This is a genomic window from Pseudomonas sp. Je.1.5.c (genome assembly GCF_051129895.1).
Taxonomy (GTDB): domain Bacteria; phylum Pseudomonadota; class Gammaproteobacteria; order Pseudomonadales; family Pseudomonadaceae; genus Aquipseudomonas; species Aquipseudomonas urmiensis.
The window spans coordinates 47,775-65,812 of the sequence record NZ_JBCPSP010000018.1 but is presented as its reverse complement, the minus strand read 5'-3'; the positions used below and the strand labels follow the sequence as shown (position 1 = coordinate 65,812).

Here is an 18,038-nt window from a genome sequence, read left to right as displayed (position 1 = left end):
AACAGCTTCAGACGAAGCGGCGCATTATTCAGCATTGCTTCAGGCCTCATGTGGGTAGGGCAGTTTCAGGTTCACATGTGTGCAAGGCTGTTGTTGTTTGGTGGCACACGGCCATTATTGTATGTTGTTTGCTGGATATTACGAAAGACTTATCGCGACATGTTTTGGCTAATTAAAATGCACTAAAGAGGTTCAATAAACAAAGTGTTGATCCATGTCAGTGCATGGGTTTATTTATTAAAATACGTGTAATAAAAAAGCCCGTATCCAGGGATACGGGCTTTTTCACTAGAGCGCGCTGATTAGGCGGCTTTTGCTTCTTGCTGGCTCAACGAGCGGTTCAGCGCGCTGAACAGTGCCTTGAAGCTGGCGGTGGTGATGTTCTCATCGATCCCCACACCATGCACCGGACGGCCACCGGCCACGCGCAGTTCGATGTAGGCCGCCGCCTTGGCGTTGGTCCCGGCACCGATGGCGTGCTCGTTGTAGTCCATGATCTCCACTGCAATCGGCAGGCCGGCGACCAATGCTTCCAGGGCGCCGTTGCCCTTGCCGCGCCAGTGCAGGGTGGTTTCACCTTCACCGGCGACTTCTACTTCCACCGCGCTATGGCCGTTCTCTTCCTGCAGGCGATGGCTGACCAGCGCGTACGGCGAGTTGGCTTGCAGGTACTCTTTGTGCAGCAAGCCGTGGATTTGCTGGGCAGTCATTTCCAGGCCGAGGCGATCGGTCTCGCCCTGAACCACCTGGCTGAACTCGATCTGCATGCGGCGCGGCAGGCTGATGCCGTACTCCTGCTCGAGCAGGTAGGTGATGCCGCCTTTGCCCGACTGGCTGTTGACGCGGATCACCGCCTCGTAGCTGCGGCCGATGTCGGCCGGGTCGATCGGCAGGTACGGCACTTCCCACAGTTCGCCTTCTTGCTGCTTGGCGAAGCCTTTGCGGATGGCATCCTGGTGCGAACCGGAGAACGCGGTGTGGACCAGGTCGCCGACATACGGATGACGTGGGTGCACCGGCAGCTGGTTGCATTCTTCAACGACCTTGCGCACGCCGTCGATATCGGAGAAGTCCAGTTTGGAGTCGATGCCCTGGGTGTACAGGTTCAGGGCCAAGGTCACCAGGTCGACGTTGCCGGTCCGCTCGCCGTTGCCGAACAGGCAGCCTTCGGCGCGGTCGGCACCGGCCATCAAGCCCAGCTCGGTCGCAGCGATGCCGGTGCCACGGTCGTTGTGGCAGTGCAGGCTGATGATCACGCTGTCGCGGCGATTGACGTTGCGGCAAAACCATTCGATCTGGTCGGCGTAGACGTTCGGCGTGGCCACTTCCACGGTGGCTGGCAGGTTGAGGATGATCTTGTGCTCAGGGGTCGGGTTCCACACCTCGATGACCGCGTCACAGACTTCCTTGGCGAACTCCAGCTCAGTGGCGCTGAAGGTCTCTGGCGAGTACTGGAAGGTCCAGTGGGTTTCCGGCTGCTGCGCGGCGTATTTGACGAACAGCTTGGCCGCGTTCACCGCGATGTCCTTCACGCCTTGCTTGTCTTGGTTGAAGACGATACGGCGGAACGACGGGCTGGTAGCGTTGTACAGGTGAACGATGGCCTTCTTGGCGCCGCGCAGGGACTCGAAGGTCCGCGCGATCAAGTCTTCACGGGCCTGGGTCAGCACCTGGATGGTGGTGTCGTCAGGGATGTGGCCGTCTTCGATCAGGGTGCGCACGAAGTCGAAATCGGTCTGCGAGGCCGAAGGGAACGATGCCTCGATCTCCTTCACGCCCACTTGCACCAGGGTCTTCCAGAACCGCAGCTTCTTCTCCGCGTCCATCGGCTCGATCAGCGACTGGTTGCCATCACGCAGGTCCGAGCTGCACCAGATTGGCGCCTCGGTGATGGCTTTCGACGGCCAGGTGCGGTCGGGCAGGTCGATGGTCGGGAAGGCGCGGTATTTCTTCGAAGGGTCTTTGAGCATGGTCATGGAAGTATTCCTTTAGTGTGCGGCCGAGATCGGGCCTGCCGAACGATAACGAGATGAAAAGGCGAGGCGACGCGATTCACCCTGGTAGTCGTGCACTGACCAGGCAGAGGCTGCGGTGTTGGCGGAGCAGAATGAGGGTGGTAGAGGTTTTCATGCCTTCAACCCTAACCACAGAGGTGAAGGATGGCAAGCCTTCGGAAAAAATTGAGAGGAATGCTTAAAAAAAGCGGATTGGCGAGATTTTGTCGCGATATTTCTGGTTATGAAAGGTGCTGGTTGCGCGGTGTAATTAGATGGCGCAAGCCGCTGCTCGTCCTGCTGCTCGTCCTTCCCAGGCTCGGTCGAGCAGCGGGTTTATCCGCGCAGAGGGCAGCGGCGTCTAGGGCTGGAATGCGCCGATGAAGATCGCAGGATCCACCCGCGCATCATTCAGGCTGACGTTCCAGTGCATGTGCGGCCCGGTGGCCCGGCCAGTGGAGCCCACTCGGCCAACCACTTCACCGCGGCGCAGTTGCTGCCCAGGCTGCACGTCGATCTTCGACATGTGGCAGAACATGCTGATGAAGCCCTGGCCATGGTCGACGAACACGGTCCGGCCATTGAAGAAGTAGTCACCCACCAGAATCACCCTGCCATTGGCCGGGGTCTTGATCGGGGTGCCTGCAGGTACGGCAAAGTCCAGGCCTGCATGCGGATTGCGTTCTTCGCCGTTGAAGAACCGACGCACACCAAACTTGCTCGACAGCGGCCCGCTAACCGGCTTGTCGAGGATCAGGTTGCTCGGCAGGTTAGGGCTGAAGCTGCGGTAGGCCTTGATCTGCTCGGCCAGCTCGCGGTCGATGCGCTTGAGGTCGGCCGGGTTCGGGTTGACCTGTCGCTTGTTCTTGAGGGTGATGTGCTGCTCGGGGTATTTCTTGCTGCCGACCGTGAAGGGCAGGCTGCGTGTGCCTTGGCTCAGGGTGGCCGTGCCGGGCTTTTGCGTCAGCGGGATGCCGACGATCGCCAGCCAGGCATCTTGCTCCTTGACCACCAGCACCGGCTTGCCGTCGAAACGAGCATCCGGCGCACTGGCGCCTGGCCCCAGGTTGACCACGGCGACGCCGCCCGGCACTGGCTTGTTCAGCGTGCGGGTGATGTAGCTGGCCTGGGCAACGCTAGTCAGTAGCGCCAGGGAGAGGGCAAGCAGGGGAGCGAACAGGCGCGGCATGTGTCAGTCCAGTAGCGAGAGGGTGACCGGAGTCTGGTGGTTGTCTTCGACTCGCACCTGCAGTTCGCCCTCGTTGAGGCGGGCAGTCAGGCGTTGGCCGTTGCGGGTCTGGGCGGCGCTGCGGATAGCGTGGCCGCGGTCATCGAGCAGGATGCTGTAGCCGCGCGCCAGGGTCGCCAGGGGGCTGACCACCTGCAGGGTCTGCAATTGGGCCTGGAAGCGCTGGCGGCGGTCCTTGAGCACTTCACGCATGGCCCGTGGCAGGCGCTCGGCGAGGCTGTCCAAACGCTGGCTAAGCAGCTTCAGCGCGCGTCCTGGATGCTGGGCGGACAGACGCATGTCGAGCCGCCCCAGGCGCTCGTGGCGCTGCTTCATGGTGAGCATGAAGGCGCGGCGCAGGCGCATGTCCAGGTCGTCCAGGCGCTGGGCCTGCTGGCGTAGGCGTTCGCCTGGGTGGCGCAGGCGCCGGGCCAGGCCTTCGACGCGCAGGCGGTCGTGGCTCAGGCGGTTCTGCATACGCAGCAGCAGGCGGCGTTGCAGGCCATCCAGACGCAATTGCAGGCCGCTGCTGTCCGGGGCCAGCAGCTCGGCGGCGGCCGAGGGCGTCGGGGCGCGCACGTCAGCGACGAAATCGCTGATCGACACGTCGGTCTCATGCCCTACGGCGCTGACGATGGGCGTGACGCAGGCGGCTATGGCGCGCGCTACGGCTTCTTCGTTGAAGCACCAGAGGTCTTCCAGCGAGCCGCCACCGCGGGCCAGGATCAGCGCATCGAACCCCCGGCTGTCAGCCAGGCGCAGGGCGCGGACGATCTGGTTGATCGCCTCGCGGCCCTGCACTGCGGTGGGGATCAGGTTCAGCTCGACCTGCGGTGCGCGGCGGCGGAATACGCTGATGATGTCGCGGATCACCGCGCCGGTCGGCGAGGTAATGATGCCGATGCGCTGCGGATGGGCGGGCAAGGGCTTCTTGCCTTCGGCGCTGAACAAGCCTTCGCCGCCGAGCTTTTCTTTCAGCGCCTCGAAAGCCAAACGCAGCGCGCCATCACCGGCCGGTTCGACGGTGTCGAGAATCAGTTGGTAGTCGCCACGCCCCTCGAACAGCGACACCTTGCCACGCACCCGCACCGCCAGGCCATCGCGCAGTGCCTGGCGCACACGGGCGGCGTTTTGCCGGAACAAGGCGCAGCGCACCTGTGCGCCGCTGTCCTTGAGGGTGAAATAGATGTGGCCGGATGCCGGGCGGGCCAGGTTGGAAATCTCGCCTTCTACCCAGACGTTGCGGAACACATCTTCGAGCAGCACGCGGGCGCGGCCGTTCAGTTGGCTGACGGTGAGGACCTCGCGGTCCAGGCCGAGTCGTTCGAAAGGGTCTTTGATCATGCCGGGCATCATAAAGGACAAGTCGGCCTGATGCACCGTGCTGGCGGGTGAATGGGCTTGAGCGCAGAAGCCTGGGGCTGCAAGGCAGCCCCAAAACCGAGGCGTGAAAAATTCATCCACCCATCGCTTGTAAAAACTTCCCCACCAGATCACCAGGCTGGCGCCGACACGCCAGCGCTACCGTGCTGCTACACGCCTCCTGCAATGGCACAAAGGCTACCGAGGGCGGAGCAAGATCGCGCATGCACTCAGGCAACAACGCCACGCCAAACCCTGCCTGGATCAACTGCAGTTGGGTGGTCTTGCGCGAAACCACCTGCGCCGCCTGCGGAAAGAATCCCGCCTGCATGCACAGTGAGGCCGACAGATAGCTCAATCCGCCCCGCTGGCGATGCGGGATGGAAATGAACCGCTGATCGCGCAATTGCCCAAGTTGCACGCAGCTTGCGTCAGCCAATGGGTGATTGGCCGCGACCGCAAGCAGCAGCGGCTCGCTGAACAAGGGGTGAATCTCAACCCCCTCGTGCTGGCGCAGCACCGGTAACCGCAGCAGGCCGATTTCCAGGCGCCCCTGGGCAATATCCTCCAGCTGCGCTTCAGAGGACTGCTGGGCAATCTCCAGCGAAACGTTTGGATTGTCTTCCAGGTATCCGCCCAGGCGCTGCAGCAATCGACCCGTCAACGGCACCGTACTGGAATGATTGAGCCGCAGGCTGCCGCGCAGCCCTTGGCCAATTTCCTGGGCCAGGCGTTCGGCCTTGTCCAGGTCGGCCAACAGTTGCCGCGCACGGTCGAGAAACACCTGCCCGGCCGCCGTCAGCCGGGGTAGGCGCGCCGTGCGCTCGAACAACGGCGTAGCAAGCTGCTGCTCCAGCTCCTTGATCTGTCGGCTCAATGCCGACTGGGCGATGAATAGCCGTTCGGCGGCAGCGCTAAAGCTGCCGCACTCGGCGATTTCCACGAAGTAGCGCAGCTGGCGAATGGAAGTCATGCTTTTTCGAGATGAGTGAATGGAGAAAGCCATATTAGTCGGCATGGCTCGTGGCTGGCTAACCTTTGCCTGTCCTTTCTGGAAATCTGCACATGCTTGCCCAACTGCCTTTCTCTACCCTCGACTGGCTGCCGATCCTGCTGGGTGTCGGCGTCGCCTACATCGTCTTTGGCATCGCCGGCTTCGGTACGGCGTTGGTCGCCGGGCCGGTGCTGATTCACTTCATGCCGCTGGCGAAGATCATCCCGTTGTTGGTGCTGCTGGATTTCGTCGCTGCGTTCGGCAACTGGCTGCCGGCACGCAAGGCGGTGGCGCGGGATGAACTGCTGCGGCTGTTGCCGTTCATGGCGCTGGGTTGCACCTTGGGCGTGATCTTCTTGTTGCAGCTCAAGTCGGACTTTCTACTGTTATTGATGGGCCTGTTCATCAGTCTCTATGCCGTCTACAGCCTGGCGGTGAAGGTGCGCCCAGCGCGTCTGCGCGGCCTTTGGGCGGCGCCCATGGGCACTGTCGGCGGGCTGTTCGGGGCGCTGTTTGGCAGTGGCGGCTTCCTCTATGCGATCTACCTCAATGCACGGCTTGAGTCCAAGGAGCAGGCGCGGGCGACGCAGAGTGCGTTGATCAGTTGCAGCACGGTGGTACGCCTGTCGTTGTTCCTGATTGCCGGGGTGTATGCCGATAGCCGCTTGTTGTTGCTCGCCGCCTGTTTGTTGCCGGTGATGTTCATCGGGCTGTGGCTCGGGCGGCGGCTAACCCTGAAATTATCGCGCGATGCTTTCGTACGTCTGGTCACCTGGCTGGTGCTGGCCAGCGGCCTGGCGTTGATTGGTCGCTATCTGAGCGGTTGAGCAGGCGGTAGAATTGCAGCATTACCGAACTCCCCAGGCCCGCCTTGTTCATGAACACCCAGAGCATCATCGTTCCCAAACTGTCCACTGTGCCGGTGCATGAAGCCCGCGCCCGAGCGATCCTGCGCTGGCTGGTACGCGAGAAAATCGTCGAAGAGCAACTGAGCACCTGCGGTCGCACCGGCAACCGCATGGGTTATGCCCTGGCCGCAGGCGCCCGGAAGATCGCCTTGCACCCAGAAAAGCTGCCCTTCGATCAGCCGGTCAATGGCCTGGAAGTGATGCTCAAGCGCTGCATCTATACCCCTGCCGAAGGCTTTCTAGAAGAGGCCGGTTGCCCAGAGTGTCGACGGGAAGTCGGCGAGCCGTTGTTCGAGAGCCTGGAGGAATGGATGCCGGCGGTGAGCGATAACTTCACCTGCCCGCTGTGCGGTTTTGAAGATGACATCAATGGCTTCCTGTTCCTCCAGCCATGTGCCTTTTCCAACCTGGGATTCATCTTCAACAACTGGGGCGAGGCCGGATTTACCCCGGCCTTCCTCGACGCCTTCGCCGACTGGCTCGACCAGAAGGTGGCGGTTGTGCAGGTAAAACTGCCATAACCCTGACCGAAGGCCCTTATTTTGCATTGAGCGGCGCGCCATGCATGAGTATAATGGCGCGCTTCCATTTTTCCCGCCCGGGAGCCCCCGCGATGCTGCGTATCAGCCAAGAAGCCCTGACCTTCGACGATATCCTCCTTGTACCTGGTTATTCTGAGGTACTGCCTAATGAAGTCAGTCTCAAGACCCGTTTGACCCGTGGCATCGAACTGAACATTCCGCTGGTCTCCGCTGCCATGGATACCGTCACCGAAGCGCGCCTGGCCATCGCCATGGCCCAGGAAGGCGGTATCGGCATCATCCACAAGAACATGACCATCGAGCAACAGGCCGGCGAAGTACGCAAGGTCAAGAAGTTCGAGGCTGGCGTGGTCAAGGACCCGATCACCATCGACGCCGACGCCACTGTGCGTGACCTGTTCGACCTGACTCGCCTGAACAACATCTCCGGTGTTCCAGTGCTGGAGAACGGCGACCTGGTCGGTATCGTCACTTCCCGTGACGTGCGCTTCGAGACCCGTCTGGACGCCAAGGTGCGTGATGTGATGACGCCTAAAGAGCGTCTGGTCACCGTCCGCGAAGGCGCCGACAAGAACGAAGTGCGCGAGCTGCTGCACAAGCATCGCCTCGAGAAAGTGCTGATCGTCGACGACAAGTTCAGCCTCAAGGGCATGATGACCGTCAAGGACATCGAGAAGGCCAAGGCCTACCCGCTGGCGAGCAAGGACGACCAGGGTCGCCTGCGCGTCGGCGCTGCCGTCGGTACTGGCAAGGACACCGGCGAGCGCGTAGCCGCCCTGGTGGCTGCTGGCGTCGACGTGGTGGTGGTGGATACCGCTCACGGTCACTCCAAAGGTGTGATCGATCGCGTTCGTTGGGTCAAGGAGACCTACCCGCAAGTCCAGGTCATCGGTGGCAACATCGCGACCGGCGCTGCGGCCAAGGCCCTGGCAGAAGCCGGCGCTGACGCGGTCAAGGTCGGTATCGGCCCAGGCTCGATCTGCACCACCCGTATCGTTGCTGGCGTCGGCGTGCCGCAAATCAGCGCCATCGCCAACGTCGCTGCCGCGCTGGAAGGCACGGGTGTGCCACTGATCGCCGACGGCGGTATCCGCTTCTCCGGTGACCTGTCCAAGGCCATCGTCTCTGGCGCCTCGTGCGTGATGATGGGTTCGATGTTCGCCGGTACCGAAGAAGCGCCGGGCGAAGTCGAGCTGTTCCAGGGCCGCTCGTACAAGGCTTACCGTGGCATGGGTTCGCTGGGTGCCATGGCGCAGGCGCAGGGCTCCTCGGACCGTTACTTCCAGGACTCCTCGGCCGGTGCCGAGAAGCTGGTGCCGGAAGGCATCGAAGGCCGTGTGCCGTACAAGGGCGCGCTGGCTGCGATCATCCACCAGCTGATGGGCGGCCTGCGTTCGTCCATGGGCTACACCGGCAGCGCGACCATCGAAGAGATGCGCACCAAGCCTGAGTTCGTACGCATCACCGGAGCCGGCATGGCCGAGTCTCACGTGCATGACGTGCAGATCACCAAGGAAGCGCCCAACTACCGCGTAGGTTGAGGCTTCCAGCATCACTAGCAAGCGGGGCTGTTACGACAGCCCCGTGTCGTTTCCGATTTCCACTGACGAGATTGAGTCATGGCCCTCGACATTCACGCTCACCGCATCCTGATCCTCGATTTCGGTTCCCAGTACACCCAGCTGATCGCCCGCCGCGTGCGCGAGATCGGTGTCTACTGCGAACTGCACCCGTTCGACATGGACGATGAAGCGATCCGCGCATTCAACCCGCGCGGCATCATCCTCGCTGGCGGCCCAGAGTCGGTCCACGAAGCCAACAGCCCACGTGCCCCGCAAGCGGTCTTCGACCTCAACGTACCAGTGCTGGGCATCTGCTACGGCATGCAAACCATGGCCGAGCAAATGGGCGGCAAGGTCGAAGGTTCCGAGCTGCGCGAATTCGGCTATGCCCGGGTTGACGTAGTCGGCAAGAGCCGCCTGCTCGACGGCATCGAAGACCACATCGACGATGATGGCGTATTCGGCCTGGACGTGTGGATGAGCCACGGTGACAAAGTCACCAAGATGCCAGAGAACTTCCACGTCCTGGCCAGCACGCCAAGCTGCCCCATCGCCGGCATGTTCGACGATGCGCGTGGCTACTACGGCGTGCAGTTCCACCCCGAAGTGACCCACACCAAGCAGGGCGGGCGCATCCTGTCGCGCTTCATCCTCGACATCTGCGGCTGTGAAGCGCTGTGGACGGCCTCGAACATCGTTGAAGACGCCATTGCCCAGGTGCGTGAGCAGGTAGGTTCGGCCAACGTCTTGCTCGGCCTGTCCGGCGGCGTCGACTCCTCGGTGGTTGCCGCGCTGCTGCACCGCGCCATTGGCGACCAACTGACCTGCGTATTCGTCGACAATGGCCTGCTGCGCCTGCACGAAGGCGAGCAGGTGATGGCCATGTTCGCCGAGAACATGGGCGTCAAGGTAATCCGCGCCAACGCTGAAGCGCAGTTCCTGGGTAACCTGGCTGGCGAGGCGGACCCAGAGAAGAAGCGTAAGATCATTGGTCGCACCTTCATCGACGTCTTCGATGCCGAAGCCAGCAAGCTGGAGAACATCCAGTTCCTCGCCCAGGGCACCATCTACCCGGACGTGATCGAGTCGGCAGGCGCCAAGAGCGGCAAGGCCCACGTGATCAAGTCGCACCACAACGTCGGTGGCCTGCCGGAGGAGATGAACCTCAAGCTGGTCGAGCCGCTGCGCGAACTGTTCAAGGACGAAGTACGCAAGATCGGCCTGGAGCTGGGCCTGCCGTACGACATGGTCTACCGCCACCCGTTCCCAGGCCCAGGCCTGGGCGTGCGTATCCTCGGTGAAGTGAAGAAAGAGTACGCCGACATCCTGCGTCGCGCCGACCACATCTTCATCGAAGAGCTGCGCAAGGCTGACTGGTACCACAAGACCAGCCAGGCCTTCGTGGTGTTCCAGCCGGTCAAGTCGGTGGGTGTGGTGGGTGATGGCCGTCGCTACGCCTGGGTAGTTGCCCTGCGTGCGGTCGAGACCGTGGACTTCATGACTGCTCGTTGGGCGCACCTGCCGTACGAGCTGCTGGAGACCGTCAGCGGCCGCATCATCAACGAGATCGAAGGCATCTCGCGCGTCACCTATGACGTATCGAGCAAGCCGCCTGCCACCATCGAGTGGGAGTGAGTTGAGCCACAAGGGCGCCGCAAGGCGCCCTTGTTGTTTGTGCTGATCTGTTCTGTGTTTCGTCCCTGTGCTTTATCCATGGCGGCGATTGACCTGCCGCGACAACACTTCACTTAATCTTTCTCACTTGCAGGTGTATCGTATTCGCCCTTCATCGCCGGCCACTGCTGGCAGACTGATTGCGCATAAGAGGTACCTGCACCGATGTCCTTTACCCGTCGACAAATGCTCAAGGGCCTGACCGGCCTGGTCGTGGTTGGCCTGGGCGCTGGAGGCGCAGCGCGCTATTGGCTGGGCAAGGTCGAGGACGAGAATGCCGGACACGACTACGAACTGATCGCCGCGCCGCTCGAGGTCGAGCTGGTACCTGGCTTCAAGAGTGAGGCCTGGGCGTTCGGTCCGTCGGTGCCGGGTACCGAATTGCGGGTACGCCAGGGCACCTGGCTGCGGGTGCGGTTCATCAACCACCTGCCGGTGGAAACCACCATTCACTGGCATGGCATCCGCCTGCCGCTGGAAATGGACGGTGTGCCCTATGTGTCGCAACTGCCGGTCAAACCGGGCGAGTTCTTCGACTACAAGTTCCGCGTGCCGGATGCTGGCAGCTATTGGTATCACCCGCACGTCGCCAGCTCCGAAGAGCTTGGGCGCGGCCTGGTCGGGCCGTTGATCGTCGAGGAGCGCGAGCCTACCGGATTTGTTCACGAGCGGACCTTGAGCCTGAAGACCTGGCACGTTGACGAGCAGGGCGGCTGGATGCCCTTCAGCGTACCGCGTGAGGCGGCGCGCAACGGCACAGCGGGGCGGCTGATCACCATCAATGGCCAGGCCGGGTCAGTCACTGAGCTGCCCGCCGGCCAAGTGGTTCGGGTCCGCCTGCTGAACCTGGATAACACCTGGACCTACCGGATCAACCTGCGCGGCAACTGCGAGGCGATGATCTATGCGCTGGACGGCAACCCGATCACCCCGCGGCCGCTGAAGAAAGACTATTGGCTGGGTCCGGGCATGCGCATCTGCCTGGCCATCCGTATTCCTCAGGCGGGTGAAGAAATCTCCTTGCGTGATGGTTTCGTACGCCTGGGCACCCTGCGTTCAGTGGCGAGTGCCGAGGCGCCGGGTGAATGGCCGCCCGCCCTGCCGGCCAACCCGATTGCCGAGCCGGATCTGGAAAGTGCCGAGAAGCTCAACTTCAATTTCGAGTGGGCTGGCAAGGTGTCGGTCGGCACCGAGAACGGCAAGCCGCCGAGCCTGTGGCAGATCAACGGCCAGGCCTGGGACATTACCGACAAGACCTGCGCCGAGCGGCCAATAGCCACGCTGCAGAAGGGCAAGAGCTACATCTTCGAACTTAAGAACATGACCCAGTACCAGCACCCGATTCACCTACATGGCATGAGTTTCAAGGTGATCGGCTCCAATCGTCACAAGATCACCGAGCCGTGGTTCACCGATACTTACCTGCTGGGCAAGAACGAACGCGCGCAGATCGCATTGGTGGCCGATAACCCGGGCACCTGGATGTTCCACTGCCACGTCATCGACCACATGGAAACCGGCCTGATGGCCGCGATTGCGGTGGTCTGATGCGCCCGCAGATCATCGATCGCAGCCGTGATCAGGAATTCATGCGTCTGGCGCTACAACTGGCTGCCGAGGGCGCGGCGTTGGGTGAGGTGCCGGTGGGCGCAGTGCTGGTGCAGCACGGCCAGGTCATCGGCAGCGGATTCAATCGGCCGATCATCGATAGCGATCCCAGTGCCCATGCCGAGATGGTCGCGATTCGCGCGGCGGCCACGGCGGCCAGCAACTATCGACTGCCTGGCAGCACCCTGTACGTGACCCTGGAGCCGTGCAGCATGTGCGCGGGCTTGATCGTCCATTCGCGGGTGATGCGGGTGGTGTATGGCGCGCTGGAGCCCAAGGCGGGGATCGTGCAGAGCCAGGGGCAGTTCTTTACCCAGGGCTTTCTCAATCATCGAGTGATGTTCGAGGGTGGGGTGCTGGCCGAGGAGTGCGGGCAGATCTTGAGCGAGTTCTTCAAGGCGCGCCGGGCGAAGGTGTAAGACGCTGCAGTGATCGAGGTTGTGCCGGCCCTATCGCCGGGCAGCAGCCACACAACCCCTGCGCCTCACATCGGCGGCGACTGTTCCGCCGGCTTGTCCTTGTTGACCCCAGGCACATGCAAGCTGCCCTCGGCTACCTGGCCTTCAAGCTGCGGCTGGGTCACCCAGGTCAGGATGTCGTAGTAACGGCGAATGTTGGCCACGAAGTGCACCGGCTCGCCGCCGCGGGCATAGCCGTATTTAGTCTTGCTGTACCACTGTTTCTGCGACAGGCGCGGCAGCATCTTCTTCACGTCCAGCCACTTGTTCGGGTTGAGCTTTTCGCGCTTGGCCAGGGTGCGCGCATCTTCCAGGTGGCCGCTGCCGACGTTGTAGGCGGCCAGGGCGAACCAGGTGCGGTCCGGCTCCTTGATGCTGTCGTCGAGCTGTTCCTTGACCAGCATGAAGTACTTGGCGCCACCGGTAATGCTCTGCTTGGGGTCCAGGCGGTTGGACACGCCCATGGCCTGGGCGGTGCGTTGGGTCAGCATCATCAGGCCGCGTACGCCAGTCTTGGAGGTGACCTCCGGCTGCCACATCGACTCCTGGTAGCCAATCGCCGCGAGCAGGCGCCAGTCGACCTCTTCGACCTTGGCCGAGGCCTTGAAGTGTTTCTCGTACTTGGGCAGGCGTTGCTGCAAATGCTGGGCGAAGGTATAGGCGCCGACATAGCCGAGAACGTCGACATGGCCGTAATAGCGATCTTTCAGGCGTTGCAGGGTGCCGTTCTTCTCGGCCTTGTCGAGAAACTCGTTGACCTCGTTGAGCAGGCTGTTGTCTTCACCGGCAACCACTGCCCAGCGCTGATCGCGGCTGTCGCCCAGGTCGAAGGCCACGCGCACGTTGGGGAAATAGACCTGGTTCATCGCCAGCTCGTTGGAATCCACCAGGGTCAGGTCGATCTGACCCTCATCGACCATACGCAGCAGGTCGACCACCTCGACCGCATCGGACTCTTCATATTCAAGGGTAGGGAACTGCTTTTTCAGCGCCGCCAGCTGTTCGGCATGGCTGCTGCCCTTGAGCACCATGATCTTTTTGCCGACCAACCCCTTGGCTTGGGTCGGACGCGAGCGGCCATTGCGGTAGATGACCTGTGGGGTGACTTCCAGGTAGGGGTGGGAGAACTTCGCCTGGGTGTTGCGTTTTTCGCTGCTGACCAGGCCAGCGGCAGCCAGCACTGGGCCTGAGGGTTTGCCCAGTTGATCGAACAACTGGTCGAGATTGTCGGCAGTCTCGATCTCAAGCTTGACCCCCAGGTCATCGGCAAAGCGCTTGACCAGTTCGTATTCGAAGCCGGTTTCGCCGTTGCGGTCCTGGAAGTAGGTGGCCGGGCTGTTGCGGGTTATCACGCGCAGCACGCCGTCCTCCTTGACGCGTTCGAGGGTGCTGGGTTTTTCAACACAGGCACCGAGCATCAGGAAGAGTCCGGTTGCGAAGAGCCATTTGGCGCAACGCTGGCGCAAAGCAGTGTGGGCGAACATAGGTTGCAGTATACGCAAAGGGCAGCCCGCGCCATATCTCGACAATAGCTGGCTTGTCTGCTAGCGGTTTCAGCCTTATCTCGGCTCGCGGACCCCATGGGGGCGGCTTTACCCGCGAAGGCGGCGGCCAATGCATTGACCCATTCTCAGCCAAACCCGCTCCCACAGGGGCCGCGTGCACGTTCAATCAAGAGGTGGTTTTTCTGACCCTGAAGTCCGGTTCGGCCGCCCGGCAGCATTGGCTTAGAGCGGGTGCCGAAACGCGTGAAATTACGCTAGAATGCACGGCCTCTAAGCACACCCCTTCCTGAGGCTGTCCCGACGATGTTGATCCTGCGCGGCGCTCCTGCCCTTTCTGCCTTTCGCCACGGTAAGCTACTCGAGCAACTGAGCCAGAAAGTCCCCGCTGTTACCGGCTTGTATGCCGAATTCGCCCACTTCGCCGAAGTCGACGGTGAGTTGACCGCTGACCAGCAGCAGGTGCTGGCCCGTCTACTCAAGTACGGTCCGAGCGTCCCGGTGCAGGAGCCAAGTGGCCGCCTGTTCCTGGTGGTACCGCGTCTGGGCACGATTTCGCCATGGGCTTCCAAGGCCAGCGACATCGCCCACAACTGCGGCCTGCAGAACATCCAGCGCCTGGAGCGTGGGATCGCCTACTACGTGGCAGGCAACCTGTCTGACGCCGATGCCGCAGTGGTCGCCGCCGAGCTGCACGACCGCATGACCCAGCGCGTGCTGGGCCGTCTGGAAGAGGCGGGCGATCTGTTCAGCCACGCCCAGCCCAAGCCGATGACCTCGGTAGACATCCTCGCCGGCGGGCGTGACGCCCTGGCGCAAGCCAACCTCGACCTGGGCCTGGCCCTGGCCGAAGACGAGATCGACTACCTGGTCGCTGCCTTCCAGGGGCTCAAGCGCAACCCGAACGACATCGAGCTGATGATGTTCGCCCAGGCCAACTCCGAGCACTGCCGGCACAAGATCTTCAACGCCAGCTGGGACATCGACGGCCAGGCGCAGGACAAGAGCCTGTTCGGCATGATCAAGAACACCTACCAGATGCACAGCGAAGGCGTGTTGTCCGCATACAAGGACAACGCCTCGGTGATCGTCGGTTCCGTGGCCGGTCGCTTCTACCCGAATCCTGAGACCCGCCAGTACGGCGCGGTGCAGGAGCCGGTGCACATCCTGATGAAGGTCGAGACGCACAACCACCCGACCGCCATCTCGCCGTTCTCCGGCGCTTCCACCGGTTCCGGTGGCGAAATTCGTGACGAAGGCGCGACCGGTCGCGGTGCCAAGCCCAAGGCTGGCCTGACCGGTTTCACCGTGTCCAACCTGCGCATCCCAGGCTTCGAACAGCCTTGGGAGAAGGCTTACGGCAAGCCAGAACGCATCGTCAACGCCCTCGATATCATGGTCGAAGGCCCGCTGGGCGGCGCTGCCTTCAACAACGAGTTCGGCCGTCCGGCGCTGACCGGTTACTTCCGGACCTTCGAGCAGTCGATCAACACCCCGCACGGCGAAGAAGTCCGCGGCTACCACAAGCCGATCATGCTTGCCGGCGGCCTGGGCAACATCCGTGAAGACCACGTGCAGAAAGGCGAGATCACCGTCGGTGCCAAGCTGATCGTGCTCGGCGGCCCGGCCATGCTGATCGGCCTGGGCGGCGGCGCGGCGTCGTCGGTCGCTACCGGCGCCAGTTCGGCTGACCTGGATTTTGCCTCGGTACAGCGCGAGAACCCGGAAATGGAACGCCGCTGCCAAGAGGTCATCGACCGCTGCTGGCAGCTGGGTCAGCACAACCCGATCGCCTTCATCCATGACGTCGGCGCCGGTGGTATTTCCAACGCCTTCCCTGAGCTGGTCAACGACGGTGGTCGTGGTGGCCGCTTCGAGCTGCGCAACGTGCCCAACGACGAGCCGGGCATGGCCCCGCACGAAATCTGGAGCAACGAATCGCAAGAGCGTTATGTGCTGGCCGTCAGCGCTGGCGACTTCGAGCGCTTCAAGGCGATCTGTGAGCGTGAGCGTTGCCCGTTCGCTGTCGTCGGCGAGGCGACCGAAGAGCCGCACCTGACCGTGACCGACAGCCACTTCGGCAACACCCCGGTAGATATGCCGCTCGATGTGCTGCTGGGCAAGCCGCCACGCATGCACCGCTCGGTCACCCGCGAAGCGGAGCTGGGCGATGATTTCGACCCAAGCGCGCTGGAACTGAAAGATTCGGTCGAGCGCGTCCTGCGTCACCCGGCAGTCGCCAGCAAGAGCTTCCTGATCACCATCGGCGACCGCACCATCACCGGCCTGGTTGCCCGTGACCAGATGGTTGGCCCGTGGCAGGTGCCGGTGGCCGACTGCGCCGTCACCGCCACCAGCTTCGACGTCTACACCGGTGAAGCCATGGCCATGGGCGAGCGTACTCCGCTGGCGCTGCTCGACGCCCCGGCGTCGGGCCGTATGGCGATCGGCGAGACCCTGACCAACCTGGCCGCCTCGCGCATCGAAAAGCTGTCCGACATCAAACTGTCGGCCAACTGGATGTCTGCCGCCGGTCACCCCGGTGAAGACGCCCGCCTGTACGACACCGTCAAGGCTGTCGGCATGGAGCTGTGCCCGGAGCTGGGCCTGACCATTCCGGTCGGCAAGGACTCCATGTCGATGAAGACCAAGTGGAGCGAAGAGGGCGCCGAGAAGAGTGTTACCTCGCCAATGTCGCTGATCGTCAGCGGCTTCGCGCCAGTGGTCGACATCCGCAAGACCCTGACCCCGCAACTGCGCATGGACAAGGGCGAGACCGACCTGATCCTGATCGACCTGGGTCGCGGCAAAAACCGCATGGGCGCTTCGATTCTCGCCCAGACCCACGGCAAGCTCGGCGCCCAGGCACCGGACGTGGACGACGCCGAAGACCTCAAGGCGTTCTTCGCCGTGATCCAGGGCCTGAACGCCGACGGCCACCTGCTGGCTTACCACGACCGCTCCGACGGTGGCCTGCTGACCACCGTGCTGGAAATGGCCTTCGCTGGCCACTGCGGTCTGGACCTGGAGCTGGACACCCTGACCAGCAAGCGCGAGAAAGTCGCGGCCATCCTCTTCAACGAAGAGCTGGGTGCGGTGATCCAGGTACGTCAGGACGCCACCCCAGACGTACTGGCTCAATTCAGCGCGGCTGGCCTGGGTGAAGACTGCGTCGCGGTGATCGGCCAGCCGATCAACAACGGCGAAGTGCTGATCAAGCTGGCCGGGGAAGAGCTGTTCAAGGGCGACCGTCGCCTGCTGCAACGCCAGTGGGCAGAAACCAGCTACCAGATCCAGCGCCTGCGCGACAACGCTGACTGCGCCGACCAGGAATTCGACGTCCTGCTCGAAGAAGACAATCCAGGTCTGAGCGTCAAGCTCGGCTTCGATGTCAACCAGGACATCGCTGCGCCTTACATCAAGAAGGGCGTGCGCCCGCAAGTGGCGATCCTGCGTGAGCAGGGCGTCAACGGCCAGGTGGAAATGGCGGCGGCGTTCGACCGCGCGGGCTTCAATGCCATCGACGTGCACATGAGCGACATCCTCGCCGGTCGGGTCGACCTCGACACCTTCAAAGGCCTGGTGGCCTGCGGTGGCTTCTCCTACGGCGACGTGCTCGGTGCCGGTGAAGGCTGGGCCAAGTCGGCGCTGTTCAACAGCCGCGCCCGCGATGCCTTCCAAGCGTTCTTCGAGCGTACCGACAGCTTCACCCTGGGCGTGTGCAACGGTTGCCAGATGATGTCCAACCTGCACGAGCTGATCCCGGGCACCGAGTACTGGCCGCACTTCGTGCGCAACCGCTCGGAGCAGTTCGAGGCGCGAGTGGCCATGGTCGAGGTGCAGAAGTCCAACTCGATCTTCCTCCAGGGTATGGCCGGTTCGCACATGCCGATCGCCATTGCCCACGGTGAAGGCCATGCCGAGTTCGCCAGCCAGGAAGCACTGCTTGAAGCTGACCTGTCCGGTTGCGTGGCGCTGCGCTTCGTCGACAACCACGGCAAGGTCACCGAGAGCTACCCGGCCAACCCCAATGGCTCGCCACGGGGTATCACCGGTCTCACCAGCCGCGACGGCCGCGTGACCATCATGATGCCTCACCCGGAGCGTGTGTTCCGTGCTGTGCAGAACTCCTGGCGCCCGGACGAGTGGCAGGAAGATGCCGCCTGGATGCGCATGTTCCGCAATGCGCGGGTGTGGGTGAACTAA

General features: G+C 62.6%; 12 protein-coding genes. 7 read left to right on the top strand and 5 right to left on the bottom strand.

Annotation, left to right across the window (positions count from 1 at the left end; translation table 11 throughout):
- Positions 1-302: 302 nt before the first annotated feature.
- The 4 genes from leuA to AAZU54_RS14940 form a co-directional block, all read right to left on the bottom strand.
- Entirely contained in the window at positions 303-1,976 is a 1,674-nt protein-coding gene (gene leuA / locus AAZU54_RS14955; RefSeq protein WP_186556414.1) for a 2-isopropylmalate synthase, read from the bottom strand.
- Between the two features lie 379 nt (positions 1,977-2,355).
- Positions 2,356-3,183 carry a peptidoglycan DD-metalloendopeptidase family protein gene (locus AAZU54_RS14950; protein WP_434727321.1) on the bottom strand — a complete coding sequence of 276 codons (828 nt, stop codon included), beginning with the start codon at positions 3,181-3,183 and terminating at the stop codon, positions 2,356-2,358.
- 3 nt (positions 3,184-3,186) lie between these two features.
- A complete protein-coding gene (gene xseA, locus AAZU54_RS14945; protein WP_186556412.1) occupies positions 3,187-4,566 on the bottom strand; it encodes an exodeoxyribonuclease VII large subunit in 1,380 nt (459 codons plus the stop codon).
- A gap of 112 nt (positions 4,567-4,678) precedes the next feature.
- Entirely contained in the window at positions 4,679-5,557 is an 879-nt protein-coding gene (locus AAZU54_RS14940) for a LysR family transcriptional regulator (RefSeq protein ID WP_312152569.1), read from the bottom strand.
- Positions 5,558-5,649: 92 nt separating this feature from the next.
- Here AAZU54_RS14940 and AAZU54_RS14935 point away from each other — a divergent pair, with 92 nt between their 5' ends.
- The 6 genes from AAZU54_RS14935 (at position 5,650) to tadA (ending at position 12,291) form a co-directional block, all read left to right on the top strand.
- Complete coding sequence (locus AAZU54_RS14935) at positions 5,650-6,405, top strand: sulfite exporter TauE/SafE family protein (protein ID WP_264237018.1); 756 nt, start codon at positions 5,650-5,652, stop codon at positions 6,403-6,405.
- A gap of 50 nt (positions 6,406-6,455) precedes the next feature.
- Entirely contained in the window at positions 6,456-7,007 is a 552-nt protein-coding gene (locus AAZU54_RS14930; RefSeq protein WP_186556409.1) for a sugar ABC transporter ATPase, read from the top strand.
- A gap of 92 nt (positions 7,008-7,099) precedes the next feature.
- On the top strand, positions 7,100-8,569 hold the full coding sequence (gene guaB / locus AAZU54_RS14925) for an IMP dehydrogenase (protein WP_434727320.1): 1,470 nt from the start codon (positions 7,100-7,102) through the stop codon (positions 8,567-8,569).
- Positions 8,570-8,647: 78 nt separating this feature from the next.
- Positions 8,648-10,225 carry a glutamine-hydrolyzing GMP synthase gene (gene guaA / locus AAZU54_RS14920; protein WP_186556407.1) on the top strand — a complete coding sequence of 526 codons (1,578 nt, stop codon included), beginning with the start codon at positions 8,648-8,650 and terminating at the stop codon, positions 10,223-10,225.
- Positions 10,226-10,429: 204 nt separating this feature from the next.
- A complete protein-coding gene (locus AAZU54_RS14915; RefSeq protein WP_186556406.1) occupies positions 10,430-11,812 on the top strand; it encodes a multicopper oxidase family protein in 1,383 nt (460 codons plus the stop codon).
- Positions 11,812-12,291: a tRNA adenosine(34) deaminase TadA gene (gene tadA, locus AAZU54_RS14910; RefSeq protein ID WP_186556405.1), complete on the top strand. Its 480-nt coding sequence runs from the start codon at positions 11,812-11,814 to the stop codon at positions 12,289-12,291. The genes AAZU54_RS14915 and tadA overlap by 1 nt, the downstream gene beginning before the upstream one ends.
- Positions 12,292-12,356: 65 nt before the next feature.
- Here tadA and mltF read toward each other — a convergent pair whose 3' ends face one another.
- Positions 12,357-13,814: a membrane-bound lytic murein transglycosylase MltF gene (gene mltF, locus AAZU54_RS14905; RefSeq protein WP_186556404.1), complete on the bottom strand. Its 1,458-nt coding sequence runs from the start codon at positions 13,812-13,814 to the stop codon at positions 12,357-12,359.
- Positions 13,815-14,138: 324 nt separating this feature from the next.
- Here mltF and purL point away from each other — a divergent pair, with 324 nt between their 5' ends.
- Positions 14,139-18,038, top strand: coding sequence for a phosphoribosylformylglycinamidine synthase (purL, locus tag AAZU54_RS14900; protein WP_434727319.1), 3,900 nt, complete (start codon positions 14,139-14,141; stop codon positions 18,036-18,038).